The 19,390-nt window shown below is 65.0% G+C and carries 17 protein-coding genes and 3 tRNA genes; 14 read left to right on the top strand and 6 right to left on the bottom strand.

All coding sequences use genetic code 11. From position 1 onward, the window contains the following. The first annotated feature begins 133 nt into the window (after positions 1–133). The 5 genes from H6A16_RS04010 (at position 134) to rho (ending at position 5,226) form a co-directional block, all read left to right on the top strand. Positions 134–331: a hypothetical protein gene (locus tag H6A16_RS04010; RefSeq protein WP_204616346.1), complete on the top strand. Its 198-nt coding sequence runs from the start codon at positions 134–136 to the stop codon at positions 329–331. A 12-nt stretch (positions 332–343) separates the two neighbouring features. Continuing rightward, positions 344–1,420, top strand: a complete 1,077-nt coding sequence (locus tag H6A16_RS10975; protein WP_204616344.1) for a SpaA isopeptide-forming pilin-related protein — start codon at positions 344–346, stop codon at positions 1,418–1,420. Further along, positions 1,417–1,863 carry a hypothetical protein gene (locus H6A16_RS04000; RefSeq protein WP_204616341.1) on the top strand — a complete coding sequence of 149 codons (447 nt, stop codon included), beginning with the start codon at positions 1,417–1,419 and terminating at the stop codon, positions 1,861–1,863. Before H6A16_RS10975 ends, H6A16_RS04000 begins: the two co-directional genes overlap by 4 nt. Positions 1,864–2,197: 334 nt before the next feature. Beyond that, complete coding sequence (locus H6A16_RS03995; RefSeq protein ID WP_204616340.1) at positions 2,198–2,881, top strand: transaldolase family protein; 684 nt, start codon at positions 2,198–2,200, stop codon at positions 2,879–2,881. After that, entirely contained in the window at positions 2,881–5,226 is a 2,346-nt protein-coding gene (gene rho / locus H6A16_RS03990; RefSeq protein WP_342589711.1) for a transcription termination factor Rho, read from the top strand. Before H6A16_RS03995 ends, rho begins: the two co-directional genes overlap by 1 nt. 93 nt (positions 5,227–5,319) lie before the next feature. Here rho and H6A16_RS03985 read toward each other — a convergent pair whose 3' ends face one another. Then, positions 5,320–6,096 (bottom strand): SDR family NAD(P)-dependent oxidoreductase, encoded by a 777-nt coding sequence (locus H6A16_RS03985; RefSeq protein WP_204616339.1) that lies wholly within the window; start codon positions 6,094–6,096, stop codon positions 5,320–5,322. 339 nt (positions 6,097–6,435) lie between these two features. Here H6A16_RS03985 and H6A16_RS03980 point away from each other — a divergent pair, with 339 nt between their 5' ends. The 5 genes from H6A16_RS03980 (at position 6,436) to H6A16_RS03960 (ending at position 8,759) form a co-directional block, all read left to right on the top strand. Beyond that, the gene (locus H6A16_RS03980; protein WP_204616338.1) at positions 6,436–7,884 is read left to right on the top strand and encodes a hypothetical protein; all 1,449 of its coding nucleotides are present in this window, start codon (positions 6,436–6,438) and stop codon (positions 7,882–7,884) included. Between the two features lie 6 nt (positions 7,885–7,890). Continuing rightward, entirely contained in the window at positions 7,891–8,373 is a 483-nt protein-coding gene (locus tag H6A16_RS03975; protein WP_239458183.1) for a VanZ family protein, read from the top strand. 100 nt (positions 8,374–8,473) lie between these two features. Then, positions 8,474–8,550 (top strand) — tRNA-His (locus H6A16_RS03970). Between the two features lie 27 nt (positions 8,551–8,577). Continuing rightward, positions 8,578–8,654: transfer RNA gene (locus tag H6A16_RS03965), tRNA-Lys, on the top strand. A 31-nt stretch (positions 8,655–8,685) separates the two neighbouring features. Next, positions 8,686–8,759 (top strand) — tRNA-Lys (locus H6A16_RS03960). 299 nt (positions 8,760–9,058) lie between these two features. On the opposite strand, the gene H6A16_RS03955 is transcribed toward H6A16_RS03960, so the two are convergent. Continuing rightward, positions 9,059–10,615, bottom strand: coding sequence for an FAD-dependent oxidoreductase (locus tag H6A16_RS03955; protein WP_204616337.1), 1,557 nt, complete (start codon positions 10,613–10,615; stop codon positions 9,059–9,061). Positions 10,616–10,937: 322 nt separating this feature from the next. On the opposite strand from H6A16_RS03955, the gene H6A16_RS03950 reads away from it, so the two are divergent. The 4 genes from H6A16_RS03950 (at position 10,938) to H6A16_RS03935 (ending at position 14,891) form a co-directional block, all read left to right on the top strand. Next, on the top strand, positions 10,938–11,672 hold the full coding sequence (locus tag H6A16_RS03950; protein ID WP_204616335.1) for an iron-sulfur cluster assembly scaffold protein: 735 nt from the start codon (positions 10,938–10,940) through the stop codon (positions 11,670–11,672). 18 nt (positions 11,673–11,690) lie between these two features. Beyond that, complete coding sequence (locus H6A16_RS03945; protein ID WP_204616333.1) at positions 11,691–12,695, top strand: GGGtGRT protein; 1,005 nt, start codon at positions 11,691–11,693, stop codon at positions 12,693–12,695. A gap of 296 nt (positions 12,696–12,991) precedes the next feature. Further along, on the top strand, positions 12,992–13,753 hold the full coding sequence (locus H6A16_RS03940; protein ID WP_204616330.1) for an REP-associated tyrosine transposase: 762 nt from the start codon (positions 12,992–12,994) through the stop codon (positions 13,751–13,753). A gap of 97 nt (positions 13,754–13,850) precedes the next feature. Next, entirely contained in the window at positions 13,851–14,891 is a 1,041-nt protein-coding gene (locus H6A16_RS03935; protein WP_204616329.1) for a helix-turn-helix domain-containing protein, read from the top strand. Between the two features lie 85 nt (positions 14,892–14,976). Here the strand turns inward: H6A16_RS03935 and sufU are convergent, their stop codons facing one another. The 4 genes from sufU to sufB are packed head-to-tail and all read right to left on the bottom strand — an operon-like array spanning position 14,977 to position 19,379. After that, positions 14,977–15,393, bottom strand: a complete 417-nt coding sequence (sufU, locus tag H6A16_RS03930; RefSeq protein ID WP_204616328.1) for a Fe-S cluster assembly sulfur transfer protein SufU — start codon at positions 15,391–15,393, stop codon at positions 14,977–14,979. A gap of 51 nt (positions 15,394–15,444) precedes the next feature. Then, positions 15,445–16,695 carry an aminotransferase class V-fold PLP-dependent enzyme gene (locus tag H6A16_RS03925; protein ID WP_204616327.1) on the bottom strand — a complete coding sequence of 417 codons (1,251 nt, stop codon included), beginning with the start codon at positions 16,693–16,695 and terminating at the stop codon, positions 15,445–15,447. Then, complete coding sequence (locus H6A16_RS03920) at positions 16,692–17,966, bottom strand: SufB/SufD family protein (protein ID WP_204616326.1); 1,275 nt, start codon at positions 17,964–17,966, stop codon at positions 16,692–16,694. The genes H6A16_RS03925 and H6A16_RS03920 overlap by 4 nt, the downstream gene beginning before the upstream one ends. After that, positions 17,967–19,379: a Fe-S cluster assembly protein SufB gene (gene sufB / locus H6A16_RS03915; protein ID WP_204616324.1), complete on the bottom strand. Its 1,413-nt coding sequence runs from the start codon at positions 19,377–19,379 to the stop codon at positions 17,967–17,969. It lies immediately after the preceding gene. Between the last annotated feature and the right edge of the window lie 11 nt (positions 19,380–19,390).

The following is a 19,390-nucleotide window of genomic DNA, read 5'->3' as shown; positions in this document are numbered from 1 at the left end:
ATCAGTGTCTGAATCCATTGTGGGCGTCTTCGTTGGATGCTACGGTAATTTGGAATGCCGCTGTCCGTTATGGCGGCTGTTCTATGCGTAGTCAAACTGATGGGGCGCAAGCCCGATATCGGGGGAAATAGCTATGGGATGGATTCAGGACGAGAACCGTGGCCGCACGCTGCGCGATGCGCTTGCGGAGTCGGTCGAGACGGCGAAAAGCGGCGTTGCCGCGCACTGGCGCCGCGCGGTCAGCGTGGTGCTGACGGCGACGCTCTGCAGCCAGGCGCTGCTGGGTAGCGGCGTGAGCGTCGCGTTCGCGCAGACGGTGGAGGAGACGTAGCCGAAGGCGATCGTGACCCCGCTTGTCGAGGGCGATGCGGCTACTTCGACGCTGCCTTCGACCGATGGCGATGACCAGAATACCGAGGAGAGCGGCTCGGGGGAAGGTGCGGAGGATTCCACGCTTCCGTACGACTGGACGGGCGATGTCGAGAGCCTGGTGCTGACGAGCCATGGGCTCGAGATCGATATGGATGCGCTTGCGGTTCTTGTTGCCGAGCATGATGGTGCTACGGGCGAAGAGGCAGAGCCGGGTGCCGACGCTGAGGTCGATGCGTTTGCAGCTTCTGACTCCGATACCGAGGCGGGGGAGAGCGAGAGCGCGGCGGAGCGTCTTGCTGGCATGCTGCCCGAGGCGGTTGATGGCGAGCTTGAGCTTGAGTTCACGCTCGATCCTGCTGCCGGTGACGAGGGCGATGACCGTTTGGCCATCGAGCCGGGTGATTACTTTACCGTCGACATGCCGGAGGGCGTTGCGCTTGCAGAGGGCGAGGCGCTCGACGTGTTCCAGGCGGATGGCGAAACCGGCAAGGTCGCTATCGTCCCGAGCATCCTCATTGCCGGTAATACGTACGAGTTGACCGAACACGCCGCGCCCGCCGGCTACGAGCTGGCTGGAACGGTGAAGTTCAAGATCGAAATGGATGGCTCCATCAGCATCGTTGACGCTCCCGAAGACGGCTCCGCTACTCTGGGCGAGGGCGGAAGCGGCTCGTATCTGGTGGTTGATGACAATCCGGGCGTCATCTCGATCGTTGTGACCGATACTCCTATCGAGCTCTCTCTTGATAAGGTGAACCTGCGCGGCGAGAAGCTGGCTGGTGCGACGTTCGAGATCACGGGCGTATTCGCTGATGGCTCGACTGAGTCGACCAAGACCGTCGAGGTCGGAGACGACGGCACGATCAGCCTGCCGCGCATGAAGGCGGGGGAGACCTACGAAATCTCCGAGCTCGAGGCGCCCAGTGGCTACAAGCTCATTCAGGGAAGCTTCACGTTTACGGTGAATGCCGATGGAACGATTTCTGCGTCGATAACACGACGACCCAGAATGCGAGCGGCACGTGGCTCTCTGCAGGATATGCCGTGATCGGTGATGGCGACGAACTTGTTGCGGTGGACGCGCCGGTGCCGTCGCCTACTCCGGGCGGCGATCCGGATGACCCCGACATGCCTGAGGATCCTGACGATCCCGACACGCCGGATACTCCCGAAGAGCCGGAGGATCCCGAGGACCCGGACACTCCGGATCCCGACGAGCCTGATACGTCGGAGAATCCTGACACACCTGAGGGTCCGGACACTCCGGACACGCCTGGCACGCCGGATGACTCCGTCACTCCCGATGCCGGCGCCGACGCCGACCGTCCCGGCGCTGCGGGCGATTCCTCGGCCGGCAGCACCAACCGCAACGACCTGCCCCAGTCCGGAGACCAGTCCTGGCAGGTAGCCTGCATCGCGGCGTGCGGCACGGCGGTTCTCGCGGCTAGCCTCGCTGTCGGGGCCAAGCGCAAGCGCTCGAACATGCGCTAGCCTTTGCCCAGGGCGGTCAGCCAGCCTGGTAAGCCCGGCGTGGCCTCACATCTATAAGCCAAGCGGCGGCGGTTCCCCAAGTGGAATCGCCGCCGCTTTCCGTTTGAGCGGTTCGCCCTGCGCGCTGAGTGATATCTACCAACTCGCAATTCGCACAAAAGATTGTCTGTGGTATAGTGGCCTTGCTGCTACCGAGCACATCCAGTTTTCAAAATGCACGTTTCCTTAGTCGCCGATGTCTTCAGGCGACGTGCGTCGGGTATAGATTGCCTGACGTTATCTCTCCAATCATGGGTACATGCCGCATTGCGGCAACATATAAGGAGGTTTGGGAATGAAGTTCTTCATCGACACCGCTGACCTAGACGAGATCGCCGAGGCCAAGAGTTGGGGCTGCCTCGCCGGCGTGACCACCAACCCGTCGCTGTACGCCCGCACGGGTGGCAAGCTCGCCGACTTCGAGCCGCATATGCTCAAGATCGCCGAGCTCTGCGAGGGTCTGCCCGTCTCCGCCGAGTCCACCGCGACCACGGCTGAGGGCATGATCGAGGAGGGCCGCCGCCTTGCTGGCCTCGCTCCCAACATCGTCGTGAAGCTCCCCGTGTGCGAGGCCGGCCTCGCCGCCTGCCGCGCGCTGGCCGACGAGGGCGTCCGCATCAACATGACGCTCGTCTTCTCCGCCCCGCAGGCGCTGCTGGCCGCTAACGCCGGTGCCCGCTACATCTCCCCGTTCGTCGGCCGCTTCGACGACATCGGAGACGACGGCATCTCGCAGCTCGCCAATGTCGTCGCTTGCATCCAGAACTACGACTGGCACGGCAAGAACGTCGACAACAAGGTCGAGATCATCACCGCCTCGGTGCGTACCCCCAACCACGTGACCCAGGCCGCGCTGCTGGGCGCCGACATCGCCACGGTGCCGTTCGCGGCCCTCAAGAAGTGCGTCAAGCACCCTCTGACCGATCAGGGTCTCGCCAGCTTCGAGGCCGACTGGAAGAAAGTAGTTGAGCAGGCATAGTGGCAGACGATCACAACGAGACGATTTCGAACGAGACGGTTTCCCAGGCTCCTGCGACAGAGCCTGCGGAAACCGAGGTGAAGCGCCGGAAGACCGCTGAGGCCCCGGCGCCTGCCGAAGCGTCCGCAGAGGCGGAAAAGCCCCGCCGTCGCGGTCGCAAGCCGAAGGCGGAGGCGGATGATGCCGCCTCCGCTTCGGCGGACCCTGCGGCCGAAAAGCCGCGCCGCACCCGCACGCGCCGCACGACGAAGAGCGATGCGGCAAAGGAGGCGGCAGCCGAGGAGGTATCCGCCGAGGTCGCCCAGGCCCGCGCCCTGGCCCAGGTGTCGCAGGCCAAGCTGGTGCGCCAGCAGCGCCGCGAGGCAGAAGCCGCGGCAGAGCTGCTCGGGGCGGCGCCGTCTGCCGAGCAGGATGCGGAAGCCAAGCCCGAAAAGCCCAAGCGCGGGCGTCCCCGCAAGAAGCGCGATGCCGAGGAGGCTCCCGCCACGGAAGCCGCGGCTACCGCACCGGCTGGTATGCCCGAGGGCGTGACGCCCGAGATGATGGCTGCGATCCAGGTCGACCCGGCCCTTCGCCCGCACCGCCGTGGGCGCAAGCCGAAGGCCTATGTGGAGGCCGAGCGCGCCGCTGCCGCCGCTGCGGCGGCGCTGCTTGCCCAGCAGCAGGCTGCATCTGCCGGAGAAGGCAATGCCCCGCAGGCGAGTGCTCCCGAAGCCGGTACCGCTCAGGCTCAGGACCAGGCAGCTCCGGCCGCCGAGGCTACGGACGTCCGTCCCGGCCGCGGCCGTCGCAAGAAGCAGCAGGATGCTTCCGGCGAGGCTCAGGCCGCGCCTTCTAAGGCGGAGGGCGAGCGCGCTGAGGCTGCAGACCAGCAGCAGGCGCCGCAGGCGGAGGGCACTCAGCACGAGCGCCGCAGCCATACGCAGCGCCGCGAGGGCGAACACGCCGACCGCTCCGACCGCAACGGCCGCAAGGACCGCGGCGATCGCAACGACCGTCGCAACAACCGTGCCGACCGCAACGAGCGCCGCAACAACAAGCGCAAGGACCGCTACAACGCTCCGACCGAGCCGAGCCTTTCGCGCGACGAGCTCTCTGCCATGAAGGTGGCCGAGCTTCGCGACAAGGCGCGCTCGCTCGACATCGACGTGACCGGCAAGAAGAAGGCCGAGCTCGTCGAGGAGGTCTACACCGTCGCCGCCCGCGCCGAGGGCTTCCGCGATATCGAGGGCATCCTCGACATCACCAACGAGGGCTTCGGCTACATCCGCGCCCATGGGTACATGCCCAGCCGCGACGACGCCTTCGTTCCCGCGAACCTCATCCGTGCCGCGCGCCTGCGCGCGGGCGACCTCATCGCGGGCACCTTGCGTCCCAGCCGCGCCAACGACAAGTTCCCCGGTCTGGCGAAGATTCACACCGTCAACGGCGTGGATCCCGAGCAGATGCGCACCCGACCCAAGTTCGCCGAGCTCACGCCGATCTATCCCAACGAGCGCCTCAAGATGGAGCATGGCCGCGACTCGATCACCGGTCGCGCCATCGACATCGTCTCGCCGATCGGCAAGGGTCAGCGCGGCCTTATCGTCTCGCCGCCCAAGGCGGGCAAGACGACGGTCCTGAAGCATATCTGCCAGTCCATCGCCGTCAACAACCCCGAGGTACATCTGATCTGCCTGCTGGTGGACGAGCGCCCCGAGGAGGTTACCGACATGGAGCGCTCCATCAAGGGCGACGTCGTGGCGTCGACCTTCGATATGCCGGCGGACAACCACACGCGCGTCTCCGAGCTCGTGATCGAGCGCGCCAAGCGCATCGTCGAGATGGGTGGGGACGTCGTGGTCGTGCTCGATTCGATCACGCGCCTGGCGCGCGCCTACAACCTGGCCGCGCCCGCCTCGGGCCGCATCCTGTCGGGTGGCGTCGACTCCGCTGCGCTCTATCCGCCCAAGCGCTTCCTGGGCGCCGCGCGCAATATCGAGAACGGTGGCTCGCTCACCATCCTCGCGTCCGCGCTCATCGACACCGGCTCCAAGATGGACGAGGTGATCTTCGAGGAGTTCAAGGGCACCGGCAACATGGAGCTCAAGCTCGACCGCGATCTTGCCGACCGCCGTATCTTCCCGGCTATCGACCCGGTCGCCTCGGGCACGCGCAACGAGGACCTGCTCATCCCCGAGAACATGCGTCCCTTCGTGTGGGGCATCCGCCGCGTGCTCGCCGGCATGAACAATACCGAGCGCGCCGCCGCGTCGTTCATCAAGGGCCTCAAGGGCACGAACTCCAACGAGGAGTTCCTGATTCGCACGGCCAAGAAGGCTGCGGACTACCCGGAGGCCATGTAGGCGCCCTTGCGCTTTTCATCACGCCAAAAAGGGGCCGGCACCTCGCATTCGCTGTGAGGTGCCGGCCCCTTTGCGTTGCGTGCGGTATCCGCGCTACAGGATGCCGATCGCGCGCTCGATGGCGAGCGCGGTGCGATAGGGCACGACGCGGGTGAGGGCGTAGAGCGCCTTCATATCCGCCGAGGGGATGCACAGGCTGCGGCCCGCCTTCGCGGCGCGCAGGGCAGCCTGGGCCACCTGCTCCACGCTCTCGAATCCGATGCGCGTCATGCGCTGCGCGGCGCCGGCATCGCCCGGTGCGTCGAGGAATTCGGTTTTCATGAACTTGGGGCACACGGCCGTCACATGGATGTCGATATCGCCGAGCTCGGCGTCGAGCGAGCGCGAGAGGTCGAGTATGAAGCGCTTGGCAGCTGAGTACACGGCCAGGCGCGGCTGGGGGAGGAACGCGGCGACGCTCGCGATGTTGATGATGCGCGACCCGGGCCGCATGAAGGGCAGCGTGCGGTAGATGAGCTCGACCGGTGCGCGCATGAGCAGGGAGATCATGTTCTCCGTCTCCTCGCGCGGGATGCCCGCGAAGTCGCCGAACGATCCTGCGCCCGCGTTGTTGACGAGCAGCGCCACGCGCGCAGCCGGAGTCTCGAGCAGGGCGGACTCCAGCATGGCGTAGGAATCGGGATCGGTGAGGTCGAGGCAGAAGGGGCGCACGGTCTTCGAGCAGGTGCGCACGAGGGCGTCGAGCCGCTCGGGACGGCGCGCCACCACCCAGATCTCGTCGATCGCACCCGCATCGCCATGGTCGATGCGGCGGACGAGTTCCCTGCCGAGGCCCGAGGAGGCGCCGGTGACGATGGCGATAGTGGGCATGCTGGTTCCTTTGGTCGAAGGGTGCGCTTCGCGCGCTCGTTTTATCATCGCACACCTTGCGCGCGCGGCCTTTCGGCAACCGGTATGTGGCAACCTTTCGACGCCGATTGAAACAGCAGTACGTCCGCCGTTGTTATATTGCATATGCGCAGGTGTTATCGCATAATAGCCCTAACGGTCGCGACGGAAAACGCAGATGAATCGAACCACATCCGTTGCTTGGAGCGCAGGCTTCCTAAGCTACACAATCCACGTTTCCCGCGAACGCGCGCATGCGCGCCCCGGCTTGCCGGCGGCGTGCCGCTTGATGGTAGGGATTTGAGACGGAGGAAGCGCCCCATGGAATCTTCGACGCACACGCATCGCGCTTTGACTGCTGGGCTTTCGATCGGCGCCGGCATCGCAGTTTCTGCGGCCGCATTCGCCGCGACGATTCCATTTGATGACATTCACGCTACGGTCACGACGGCGCTCGTGCCGTTTGCCGTCGGCTCCCTTGCGGGCGTGGGCATCCATGCCATCGCGACGGCGATCGACGACCACGTTGCCGCATCCGACCGGCGCGGCGCCAAGCAGGCGCGCGCGGAGAAGCGCCGCATGTCCGATAACCGCGTTGCCGACGGTCTGTTCAGCACCGCCCGCCAGGCGACGCCCAAGGGCGTTCCCGTGATCGCGCGCGCTCAGGATGCGCTGTCCGAGGCCGAGGCGTGGGCCGAGATCGACTCGTTGCTCTCGTCCGACTCCCCGGTGAGCTGCGATCCCCTGAAGTCGAAGGACATCTACGAGATCGCGCTCGAGGAGATGGCGCGCGGCACCGCGCAGACCGCTCAGGCCCAGGCGACGCCGAGCGCCGACCAGACCGCGCAGACGCAGGCGGTGCAAAGCGAGCCTGCTGCCCGCACGGCCCAGGTTGCCCAGGCGGCCCCTGCGTGGGGCGGCGTTACCGTCGGTCCCGAGGAGACGGCGACCTACATGCGCATCCAGGCTGTTGCCCGTGCGCAGGCTCAGCCGCCCGTCGCGCCGGGCGTTCCCGCCGCATCGGCGGTGCCCGTGGTCCCCGTGGTCCCCGTGACGCCGGCTGCTCAGGTTGCGACCGCGGCGCCTGCTGCGACACCGCAGCCCGCGTCCGCCGTTCCCGCCTCGCAGGTTCCCGCCATCACGGTCGATGCGCAGCAGCCCGCTCCTGCGTCCCCGGCCTTCCGTATGGCCGGTATCGATGACACCAACGTGCTGGTTGCCCTTGCCGCGGCGTCCGCAGCGGCCCGTGCGGCGACCGATACCCTCATGTCCGCGCAGGCGGCGGAGGCCAAGGTGGCGAGCGCCCCTGCGACCGATTCCGCAGCCGAGCCCAAGCCCGAGGTCGAAGTTCCCATGGTCGATTACAGCGGCCACGAGGACATGTGGGCCAAGGCCCTCGCGATTCTCGCCGAGGAGGACAGCGCGCATGAGGCGGCCTCCCCGGTCCAGCCGGCGGTTGCTCCCCAGGAGTCCCAGCTGCTCGACGAGGACGACGGTCCAATCGCCAAGATCTTCGACGGCCTCGATAAGATCCCCTGGTCCGATGATTACGACACGGTGCTCGAGGACACCGATGCCGTCGGCCGCGCCCGCATGAGCGCGATTGCCGAGGGCGCACGCGACACGGGCGTCCACATGCGCGTCAACGAGATCATCGACGAGGAGTTCAACCGCGTCCCGTCGCAGAGCGTGCGCACCACGAGCCGCGAGTACCTGCGCGTCATCCAGGGCGGCACGGTGGCCATGCCGCGCTATACCGCCGAGGCGTAATCCGTTTTGCCTCGCTTTCGTTCGATTGAAGAGCGCGGCGTCTCGCTACCGTTCTGCATCGCTTCCTGCGCCATGATCGCGCTCATCTGGGGCGCATCGACCGTACCGGGCATGGGGAGCAGCCATGCGAGCCTATCGGTAGTCGAGGCGCTGCGCTTCGTGCTTGATTCTTTGGGCCTGGTGAGCGGTTGGGTCACGAACCTGCTCGTGCGCAAGGTCGCGCACTTTACGGAGTACGCGGTGCTGGGCGTGCTCGCGTCGTCGGCGCTCGATCCCGGTGCCAGGCGCACGAGGAGCCGCATCCTGCTGATTGGTGCCGTCTTGGCGCTGGTCGCCTCGCTGGATGAGAGCATCCAGCTGTTCGTGCCGGGGCGTTCCGGTATGGTGACCGACGTTCTGCTGGATTGCTGCGGAGCCGCTGCGGGTGTTGCGCTACGGACGCTTGTGGTGCGCCGACGGGGGAGAGATCGGCGCAAAATAGCGGACTAGCTGGGTATTCATCATGCCGACACTTTTTTCCAAAAAGTGCTTGCATAGACCCGGGCATCCGTGCATAATAATCAACGCTTTGCAAGAGGAGCAGCACATGGTGGGTGTAGCTCAGTTGGCTAGAGCGACGGGTTGTGGTCCCGTAGGTCGAGGGTTCGAGTCCCTTTACCCACCCCATCCGCTCTCTTGCATGCAGCATGTCATGGACCGTTAGCTCAGCTGGCTAGAGCAGGGGACTCTTAATCCCAAGGTCCAGGGTTCGAATCCCTGACGGTCCACCATCCATGCTTTTCCTCACATCGAGGCACATACGGACCGTTAGCTCAGCTGGCTAGAGCAGGGGACTCTTAATCCCAAGGTCCAGGGTTCGAATCCCTGACGGTCCACCCCATCTGATTGATCGCCCCAGCAATGGGGCTTTTTCATATTCGGCCCCGTGCAGGGGATTCGAACCCGCAGGGCCCCATGCTGCGCCAAATGCGCGAGCATTTGCCAGCATGGGTCGCAAGGAGGCCGCAGGCCTCCGCAGCGGGAGGTCGCCGCAAAGCGGCGGCCGACATCCCTGACGGTCCACCCCATCTAATTGATCGCCCCAGCAAATGGGGCTTTTTTCATGACAGTTAGGACGGTTCCCAGCGTCATGTTTTGCCGCACACGGCACAAAAGCATGACGCTGGGAACCGTCCTAACTGTCATCATCGACGCGGTAGTGGGAGCCTAGGCTTTTGCGGCGGGCTTTCATGGCGCTCGCCATCGCCTCGGCGAGCGCGAGCTGCGACTCGAGCCTGCGGGCGCGTGCCCAGCTGGCGTCGGAGCCGGTCGCGTTCTCCGATGCCTCCAGAAGCTCGCTGCGGATCGCTGCGATATCGTCCAGTGCGCACGTCAGCCCGGTATCCGTCCGGTTGATCATGCAGTGCGCGCTCATCGTGGAGCGCAGGCGCGCGGTGAGGTCGTGCGCCGTCTGCTCAGCTATACCGTCTGAGATGATCGCGGCCGCATCGATGCCCTGAGCCTCCGCGCTCCTTGCCGGTTCCTGCTGCGCCCATTCCGCGGCGCTGCGTCCCGCGCGCCTGCCGAACACCAGCCCGTTTGCGCTCGACAAGCCGCCGATGCGGTCGGCGCCGTGCATGCCGCCCGTGGCCTCGCCTGCGGCGAACAGGCCCGCAACCCCGGTCGCCCCGTCCTGGTCGATGCGGATGCCGCCGTTTGCCGCATGGGCGTACATGGCCACGCGCAGCTCGTCGGTCGGAGCGATTCCTTGTTCCCGCTCGAGCCAGTCGCAAAACGTCTGCACGAACTCGGGCACATCGTGCTCGGGGAAGCGGTATCGAATCGCAAGGCCGTCTGCTCCCGCGCGGTCGATGGCAAGGTCGATCGCATAGGAGGGGAGCCTGCAGGTAAACGGGCCATAGGCCGAGCGCATCTCGAGCAGGTCGCGCGGCAGCTCGGGCTCCATATGGGCAAAGCGGAAGCTCTTCTCGTTGAACACGATGCCCGTCTTGGGCCAGACGAGACCGGGCATCATCTGCATGAACTCGATATTCACGAGGTCGCAGCCGTGCGCCCCGGCGATGCCGTGAGAGGAGCTCAGAACGTCGCGCGAGGTGAGGCTCCGCTCGAACAGGCCGCCTGTTCCGCCGGCGGCTATCACCACGGCGCGCGCATCGATGCGGAGTGCGCGCTGGGCGCGGTGGTCGAACACCACCGCGCCCACGATGCGCCGGGTCCCGGATTCATCACACTCGGTAAGGTCCATAAGCTCGCAACGCTCAAGTACCGTCACGTCGAGCCGCTCGAGCTCGCGCGCGAAGGCCTGCTCGGTGCTGCGGCGCGTGAGGCCGCGCCACAGCCGGTTCTTGTGGTCGAAGCAGGGGATGAACGCCTGCTCGCGTGCAGACTCGCTGTTCGCGGGGCGCGCAAGCTCCACGCCGAGCTCTTCCAGCCAGGCCATCCCGGGGCGGATGCCCTCGACAAGCGTCTCGACGAGCGCGCGGTCCGCGACGCCGCAGCCCACGCGGCAGATGGTGTCGGCAAGGTCGGCGGCGTCCGTGTCGTCTTCGGGTCCGATGAGGCCGAGGCCCCATGTGCCAGGGAAGAAGCTCGAGCCTGAGAACCTTCGCCCCATGCAGGCGACCGCCACGCGCGCTCCAGCTCGGGCGGCCTCGATCGCGGCGCAGCACCCCGCTATGCCCGAACCGATGACGAGCACGTCGGTGTCGAAGAGAGCGTCGATTCCGTGCATATGAGGAGCCTCCTTGGGAGAGCGAAGCGGCGTTGCCACCCCATTGTCCCCGAAGCGCGCAGACGATTGCACTCGATATCGGGGACCACGGGAATCCCAAGGCTTGCCGGCCGCGGCGCCCCGGGCATCTCGCGCTCGGCGCCGCCGGCATCCGGGACGTTTATCAATGCGCTTGCCGATTCGGCCCTTTCCCTCAGAAATCATCTACGTTCGCCGAATTCCCTGTGCCCCTTTCGCGTTAAAATGATTCTGCATGTCAGTGCCCCGTCCGCTTCAGGCTGCCTTGAGCAGGCGGGGATTGAACACGAAAGAGAGGAGAGGCATGCAGTACACAGCAGAAGTGGAGAACATGTGCCCCGTCGCCAAGGGCGCATACCACGGTCCCGCGCCCATCCCCGAGGAGGGCAAGTGGGTGCAGGCTAAGGAGATCAAGGACATCTCCGGCCTCACGCACGGTGTGGGTTGGTGCGCTCCCCAGCAGGGCGCCTGCAAGCTCACGCTGAACGTCAAGGAGGGCATCATCGAGGAGTGCCTCGTCGAGACCCTCGGTTGCTCGGGCATGACCCACTCCGCGGCCATGGCTTCCGAGATCCTTCCGGGCAAGACCATCCTCGAGGCCCTGAACACCGACCTCGTCTGCGACGCCATCAACGTGGCCATGCGCGAGATCTTCCTGCAGATCGTGTACGGCCGCAGCCAGACTGCGTTCTCCGAGGGCGGCCTGCCCGTCGGCGCCTCCCTTGACGACCTCGGCAAGGGCCTGCGCTCCCAGGTCGGCACCATGTTCGGCACCAAGGCCAAGGGCGCTCGTTACCTCGAGCTCTCCCAGGGCTACGTCACCCGCATGGCCCTCAACGACGCGAACGAGATCATCGCGTTCGAGTTCCTGAACCTCGGTAAGTTCACCGACGCCCTCAAGAAGGGTGCCACCCCCGAGGACGCCATCGCTGGCGCCATGGGTCACTATGGTCAGTGGGAGGCCGCTGCCAAGTACATCGATCCTCGTACCGACGAGGAGACCCACACCGTCGAGTCCGTGTTCCCGGTTCACGAGTAGAAAGGGAGGGAAAGAACAATGGCTGTTAGCTTCGAAGGTTACGAGCGCCGCATCGAGAAGATCAACGCGTGCCTCGCCGAGAACGGCATCTCCTCCCTCGAGGAGGCCCTGCAGATCTGCCAGGACAAGGGCATCGATCCGCGCGCGATCACTGAGGACGTCCAGTCCATCGCGTTCGAGAACGCCAAGTGGGCCTACACCCTCGGCTGCGCTCTCGCCATCAAGAAGGGCGCCAAGAGCGCTTCCGAGGCCGCCGCTATCATCGGCGAGGGCCTGCAGGCCTTCTGCGTGCCCGGCTCCGTCGCCGAGGACCGCAAGGTCGGTCTGGGTCACGGCAACCTGGGCGCCATGCTGCTCGGCGACGACACCGAGTGCTTCGCGTTCCTGGCCGGTCACGAGTCCTTCGCGGCCGCTGAGGGCGCCATCGGCATCGCTATGAACGCCAACAAGGCCCGCAAGAAGCCGCTGCGCGTTATCCTGAACGGCCTCGGCAAGGACGCCGCCCAGATCATCGCCCGCATCAACGGCTTCACCTATGTGAAGACCGAGTTCGACTACTTCACCAGCGAGCTGAAGATCGTCGAGAAGATTCCGTACTCCGATGGTCCGCGCGCCGAGGTCAACTGCTACGGCGCCGACGACGTCCGCGAGGGCGTTGCCATCATGTGGCACGAGAACGTCGACATCTCGATCACCGGTAACTCCACCAACCCCACGCGCTTCCAGCACCCCGTTGCGGGCACCTACTTCAAGGAGCGCGTCCTGGCTGGCAAGAAGTACTTCTCCGTCGCTTCCGGCGGCGGCACCGGCCGTACGCTGCACCCTGACAACATGGCTGCCGGCCCCGCCTCCTACGGCATGACCGACACCATGGGCCGCATGCACTCCAGCGCCCAGTTCGCCGGCTCCTCCTCGGTGCCTGCGCACGTCGACATGATGGGCCTCATCGGCATGGGCAACAACCCTATGGTCGGCTGCACCGTTGCGTGCGCCGTCGCCGTCAACGCCGCTCTCAACGAGTAGCGTGAAATAAGGCCTGAGGTTTTTTCACCTCTATGCACCGCCGTCCGGTTTCGTGCCGGGCGGCGGCTTTTTCTTGCGTGAAATAAGGCCTGAGGTTTTTTCTCACGCCCGCTGCCCTCTGTTCGCTGCCTGTCAGTTATTTGTTTGATATGAATAAGACCAGAGAAGAAAAAATAAATAAATTGTGACTACATCTCGATGTATTGGGTACCTTCCGTCTCAACAACGTCGACCTGTCGCGTGAAAAAACCTCTAGCGTTATTTCACATGGTGGGGAGGAGCGAAAGGGGTTCGATATGACGAGTCATCCGCGCCAGCTATCAGAGACCGGTTTGTACCATGTTGTCGCGCGTGGAAACGGAAGGCAGATAATCTTCGAGGATGATCACGACCGACAAAGGTTCTGCTCTATGCTTCGAAACGTCATGATGGAGCATGGAGTTTCGATTTTGGCTTGGTGCTTGATGGACAATCATGTTCATTTGCTCTTGCAGGATGATCACGGACGTTTGAGCGAAGCCATGCACCGTCTTCTTACCGGATATGCGTGCTATTTCAATGCTCGCACCAGCCATGTCGGACACGTGTTTCAGCAACGGTTCTTTAGCGAGCCAGTCGAGAGCGACGAGCATTTACTCGCTACGGTGCGCTATATCCATCTCAATCCCGTTAAAGCGGGCATGGCGCGCGTCGACGAGTACGCATGGAGCAGTTATCGGGAGTATCTAGGGGCAGCCGGTATGTGCGACACGGATTTGGTCCTGTCGATGTTGGGCGGTGCGACCGGATTGATGGAGCTGTGCTGCGGGGGTTGTGAGTATGAGACGGGTTTCGAGGGGCCGGTACGGCTACAAGATTCCGAAGCCCTCAAGATTGCCAATGCTGTTGCGAGAGATTTGGGAGTTGAGAGCCCCGATTCTCTTAAAAGAGCTGCTTCCCCTGTGCGCAACCAGGGTATTGCATGGATGCGGGGCGCTGGCATGAGTATCAAGCAGATTGAGCGCATGACCGGCATCGGTCGTGGTGTCATCGCCCGCGTGAAAAAACCTCTAGGGTAATTTCACATGCAACCAAACGCAACCGGAAGGTGGTGGCGCAACCGCTGACGCGCACGCAGGATGGGGATAAGGAAAGCGACGTCGAAAGGAGCGGACCATGAGCTTTTCCGACAATCTTCATCACTTGCGATCGATACGCAATATGACGCAGGAGCAGTTGGCGATGCTTATGGGGGTGAGCCGACAGGCGATCTCGAAATGGGAGTCGGGGCGGGCGTATCCCGAGATGGATAAGCTGGTGCGGCTGAGCGACATCTTCGAGTGCGATCTCGATGAGCTGGTGCGCGGCGACCTGACGGGCGTTCCCGTCCGGCGAGAGCTCACCGTTCCCATGGCGTCGAGGGCGGCTGATGTGTGCGGCTACGATCGGCACGTGCACGTCCATGCGTTTATGGTTGCCACGGCTGTCGCCATTCCCGCCCTATCGCTCGCAGTATTGTTCGGTACATCGCCGATGTCGCACTTCATCGGCGTCGAGCGGGCTTCCCTGTCGTTTTCAAGTCGGCTGCTTGAATGTTGCCCGTTTGGCCTGCCCGCGCTCGTTGCGGGTGCTCTTGCCGGAATCGCCTTGATGGCAGTTGCCCTGTATCGGGATATGGGATTCCGAGGGCGTTTTCCCTACATCGAGGATTTCTACACGGACGAGCAGCGTTCTGGCGCGCAGAGGCTCATGCACCGCGCCCGCGTGTTCGCTGCCGGCGCGGCCGTCATCGGTATCATCGCATGTGCGATCAAATCGACACTGCTCTGCCATGTAAATGGCGGTCTGTGTTCCCTCTGCGCGTGGGGTGCGGCGGCGCTGTGGCCGCTCATCTACTCGGAGCTCATGGTGAGAGGGATGGATATCGGTCGGTATAACGAGCGCAATAGGGAGAAGTCCGAACAGCGCGCAGCGGTGAGAGCCGTAACGGAGTTGCCGGCAACCTATGCGGTGATTGCGGCGAATCCCGAGATGCCCCAGCTTGCTCAGACGTGGATAAGAAAGCGCACGCTTGTCCTCTCTGGCGCGATCCTTGTCGGATTTGCGCTGGTGGGAGCCGTATTCGCCGCGCTCGGCTGGTGCATCTTCTTCATACCCCTGATGGTTGGCGCCGTGCTTGCCTGTCTCGTGTGGCTGATGCGCCCGTGCGTTCAGTAGCAAAAAACCGGCCTCATCTTGGGCGCAAGGCTCGAGATGAGGCCGGTTCGGCGCAAAAGCATGACGCTGGGAACCGTCCTAACTGTCACAGCATGCCGTCGAGGGTGCGCCAGGCGAGTTCGGCGCACTTCACGCGGGCGGGCATGTGCGAGATGTCCTTCAGCTGCGCGGCCTCGTCGAGGTCTTCGTAGTCCTCCTCGGTGAGCTCGTCGCCGCGGATCATGGCCAAAAACAGCCCCGAGAGGCGCTTGGCCTCCTCGACGGTCTCGCCGGTGATGAGCTCGGCCATGATGTCGGCGCTCGCCTGACTGATGGCGCAGCCGTGGCCGGTGAAGCTCGCCTCCTCGATCACGCCGTCCTCTACGCGCAGCTGGAGGGTCAGCTCGTCACCGCAGCTGGGGTTGATGCCGTCGTGCTCGTGGGTGGGGGAGTCCATCTCGTACTTGTAGTCGGGGTGCGAGTTGTGTTCCATGAAGGTGGTAGAGGTGTAAAGGTTGCCCATGAGTGCTCCTCGGATTGGTGACAAGTTTGCACCTGGCACCAACTTGTCGGTTTACGCGTTGAAGGTGGACCAGACGGTGGCGAGGCCGTCGACAAAGCGGTCGACGTCGCTCTTGTCGTTGTAGAAGGCAAGGCTCGCGCGGCAGCAGGCGAGGTTCTCGACGCCAAGCCAGGTGAGCAGCGGCTGGGCGCAGTGATGCCCCGCGCGGATGCACACGCCGCTCATGTCGAGGATGCTCGCTACGTCGTGCGGATGGATGCCGCGGACGTTGAAGCTGATGACGCCGTGATGGCGCGCCGCCTCAGCGGGTCCGATGATGTCGACATAAGGCAGCTCGGCCATGCGCTCCATAGCGTAGGCGATCAGCGCCGCCTCGCGCTCGGCCACGGCCTCGTAGCCGACGGTCTCGGTCAGGTAGGTGAGCGCGACGCCGGTGGCGTAGATGCCGGCAGCGTCCTGCGTGCCGGCCTCGAACTTCTCGGGCACGGGCGCCCAGACGGCATCCTGCTCGGTCACCGAGTCGATCATCTCGCCGCCGGTGAGCATGGGCGGCATCTGCTCGAGCAGCTCATGGCGACCCCACAGCACGCCGATGCCCATGGGGCCGAGCGCCTTGTGGGCGGAGAACACGTAGAAGTCGGCGCCGAGCGCGCGCACGTCGACGGCCATATGGGGTACCGATTGCGCACCGTCGACAACCAGGTAGCCGCCCTGCGCATGCACGGCTTCGGCCAGCTTGGCGATGGGGTTCTCGACACCCATCACGTTCGACACATGGCCGGCAGCCACGATCTTGGTGCGCGGGCCCACCTTGGCGGCGATCTCCTTGTCGGTGATCGCGCCGTCCTGCTCGGGATAGAGGTACACGAGCGTGGCGCCCGCGGCACGGCAGGCCTGCTGCCAGGGGATGAGATTGGAGTGGTGCTCCATGATGGTGATGGCAACCTCGTCGCCCGGCTCGAGCACGCATGGCGCGAACGACTTGGCCACGAGGTTCAGCGATTCGCTCGCGTTGCGCGTGAACACGATGTCGCGCGCAGTCGCGCGGCCGCGCTCGTCCACCGCGCCCAGCAGGCGGGCGATCTGCTCGCGCACCTGCGCGATGGCCTCGGTGGCCTCGACGGACAGCGAGTACAGGCCGCGCAGCGGGTTGGCGTTCATGGTCTCGTAGAAGCGGCGCTGCGCGTCGAGGGCGCAGGCGGGGCGCTGCGCGGTGGCGCCGCTGTCCAGAAACGCGATCTCGGGCTTGCCGGCAAGCAGTGGGAAGTCGGCCTTATAGGGATTCGACGCGATGTCGATCATGCGATCTCCTCTTCGAAATCTGCGAAATCATCGATGAGGGCGGAGCCCAGGCGCACCACGTTGGCGCGGATCTGCTCGTCCGGGGCGGAAAGCGCGGCGTCCTCGAGTTTGGCGGCGACGAACAGCGCCTCGGCTGCCTCCTGCGAAAGGCCGCGGCAGCCCAGGTAGAACAGCTGCTCGGGGCGCACGTGACCGATGGTGGCGCCGTGGTTGCCGGCGACGTCGTCCTCGTCGCACAGGATGACGGGCACGGTCTTGTTGTCCACGCCCTGGTTGGCCAGAAGCACGGTCTCGCGCTCGGAGCCCTCGGAGCCCTTGCAGCCGTGGATGAGGTCGATCGTGCCGCGCAGCACCTTCTTGGAGGTGCCGGTGAGCACGCCGTTGGCATCCATGTTCGAGATGGTCTTGCGCCCGCGATGGCGGATGACGTAGTTGAAGTCGCGCTGCTCGGTGCCGGAGGCAAGGTAGCGCGTGCCGATCTCCATGCGCGCGGTGTCGCCGCGCAGGTCGGAGGCGAGGCCGGTGTAGGTGCGGCCGCCCCCGAGCACGATGTGGCGCACGTCCACGCGGGCGCCCTCGTCGAGCACGTAGCCGGCGTCGTCGATGACGGTGAAGCCGGCGTCGGCGGTGATGTAGACGGTGACGCTCACCCGGGCGCGGGCACCGGCGAACACGCGGAGCTCGGAGCCGATGAGGCCCGCGGCATCGCTGCCGGCAGCGTTGCCGTCGAGCGAGATGGTGAGGTCGATGCTGGAGTCGGCCGCGGCGACGACGTCGACGCTCGCGCCGGCAGCGCCGCCGGCCTCGCCGGCAACGCGCACGACAGCGGCCTCATCGTCGCCCGACTCGGTGGCGAGCACGACGGTCGAGCCCGCGAGGAAGTTCAGGTAGGAGCGCGCATCGACATGCACGCCGGTCTCGAAGGCGGCGGCGACGTCGTTTGCGATCTCGTCGCGCGTGGCGCGCAGCTGGTAGGCGGACAGCGCCGGGGTGTCCAGGTCGTCGAGGCTCTCCGTCTCGCGCTGGGCGGCGCGCACGCAGGCGCGGGTGTCCTCGGCGTCGCCGCGGGCGGCGTCCACGCGCTTCTGGAGATCGGCCACCGCGCCCTCGAAGCTCGCGTGGGTCTCGGTGAGGTCCTCGTCGGCCTCCACGGTCACGGCGCGGATGCGCTCGAGGTCGACCGGGATCTCGATCTTCGTATCGTTCATGCGCAGCCAGCCCCAGGTGGGTGCGGGCATGGCGCTCGCGTTGCGTATCGTCAGGGCATCCATCTAACCGATCGCCCCTTCCATCTCGAGCTTGATCAGGTTGTTCATCTCGACGGCGTACTCGAGCGGCAGCTCCTTGGAAACTGGGTTCGCAAAGCCGTTCACGATCATGGTGCGGGCCTCCTCCTCGGAGATGCCGCGGCTCATGAGGTAGAAGATCTTGTCGTCGCCGATGCGGCCGATCGTGGCCTCGTGGCCGATGTCGACGTTCTTGGCGCGGATATCCATCGAGGGGATGGTGTCCGAGCGGCTCTCGTCGTCGAGCATGAGCGACTGGCAGGACACCGTGGCGGCAGAGCCTTCAGCCGCAGGCGTGGCCACGATAGAGCTGCGGAACGTCTGGATGCCGCCGCCCTTGGAGATGCCCTTCGTCTCGACGGTCGCCGTGGTGTCGGGCGCGCCGAGCACGACCTTGCAGCCGGTGTCGAGGTTCTGGCCCGCGCCGGCAAAGGTGATGCCGGTGAAGCTCGACTTGGACTTCCTGCCCGCGAGCACGCTCATGGGGTAGAGGTAGCCCACGTGGCTGCCGAAAGAGCCCGAGATCCACTCGATCTCGCCCTCCTCGTCGCAGCGGGCGCGCTTCGTGTTCAGGTTGTACATGTTCTTGGACCAGTTCTCGATCGTGGAGTAGCGCAGGTGCGCGCGCTTGCCCACGAAGAGCTCCACCGCGCCGGCGTGGAGGTTGGCCACGTTGTACTTGGGCGCCGAGCAGCCCTCGATGAAGTGCAGGTCGGCGTCGTCCTCGACGATGATGAGCGTGTGCTCGAACTGGCCTGCGCCGGCGGCGTTCAGACGGAAGTAGCTCTGGAGCGGGAAGTCGAGCTTCACACCCTTGGGCACGTACACGAACGAGCCGCCCGACCACACGGCGCCGTGCAGGGCCGCGAACTTGTGGTCGGTGGGCGGGATGAGCGTCATGAACTTCTCGCGGATGATCGCCTCCCACTTGGGCTCGTGGAGCGCCTCCTCGATGCCGGAGTAGACGATGCCCATCTTGGAGGCCGTGTCCTGCATGTTGTGGTACACGAGCTCGGAGTCGTACTGGGCGCCCACGCCGGCAAGATAACTGCGCTCGGCCTCGGGGATACCCAGACGCTCGAAGGTGTTCTTGATGTCGTCGGGCACGGAATCCCAATCGGCCTTCTGGTCGGTGTTGGGCTTCACGTAGGTGACGATATGGTCCATGTCCAGCCCAGCGATGGAGGGCCCCCAGGTGGGGTTGGGCATGCGGTTGTAGATCTCGAGCGACTTCAGGCGGAAGTCGAGCATCCACTGGGGCTCGTCCTTGCGCTGCGAGATCTCGGTCACGATCTCGGGCGTGAGGCCGGCGTCCAGGCGCTCGAAGCCCTCCTCGTCATAGCGGAAGTCGTAGAGGCTGCGGTCGATGTCCGCGACCTCGGTGCGCTGCTTTGCCACGTTCGGGCCTC

Source organism: Collinsella tanakaei (assembly GCF_016900375.1).
Taxonomy (GTDB): domain Bacteria; phylum Actinomycetota; class Coriobacteriia; order Coriobacteriales; family Coriobacteriaceae; genus Collinsella.
Note: the sequence above shows the minus strand (reverse complement) of the source record. Positions and strands in the feature narration are given on the sequence as shown.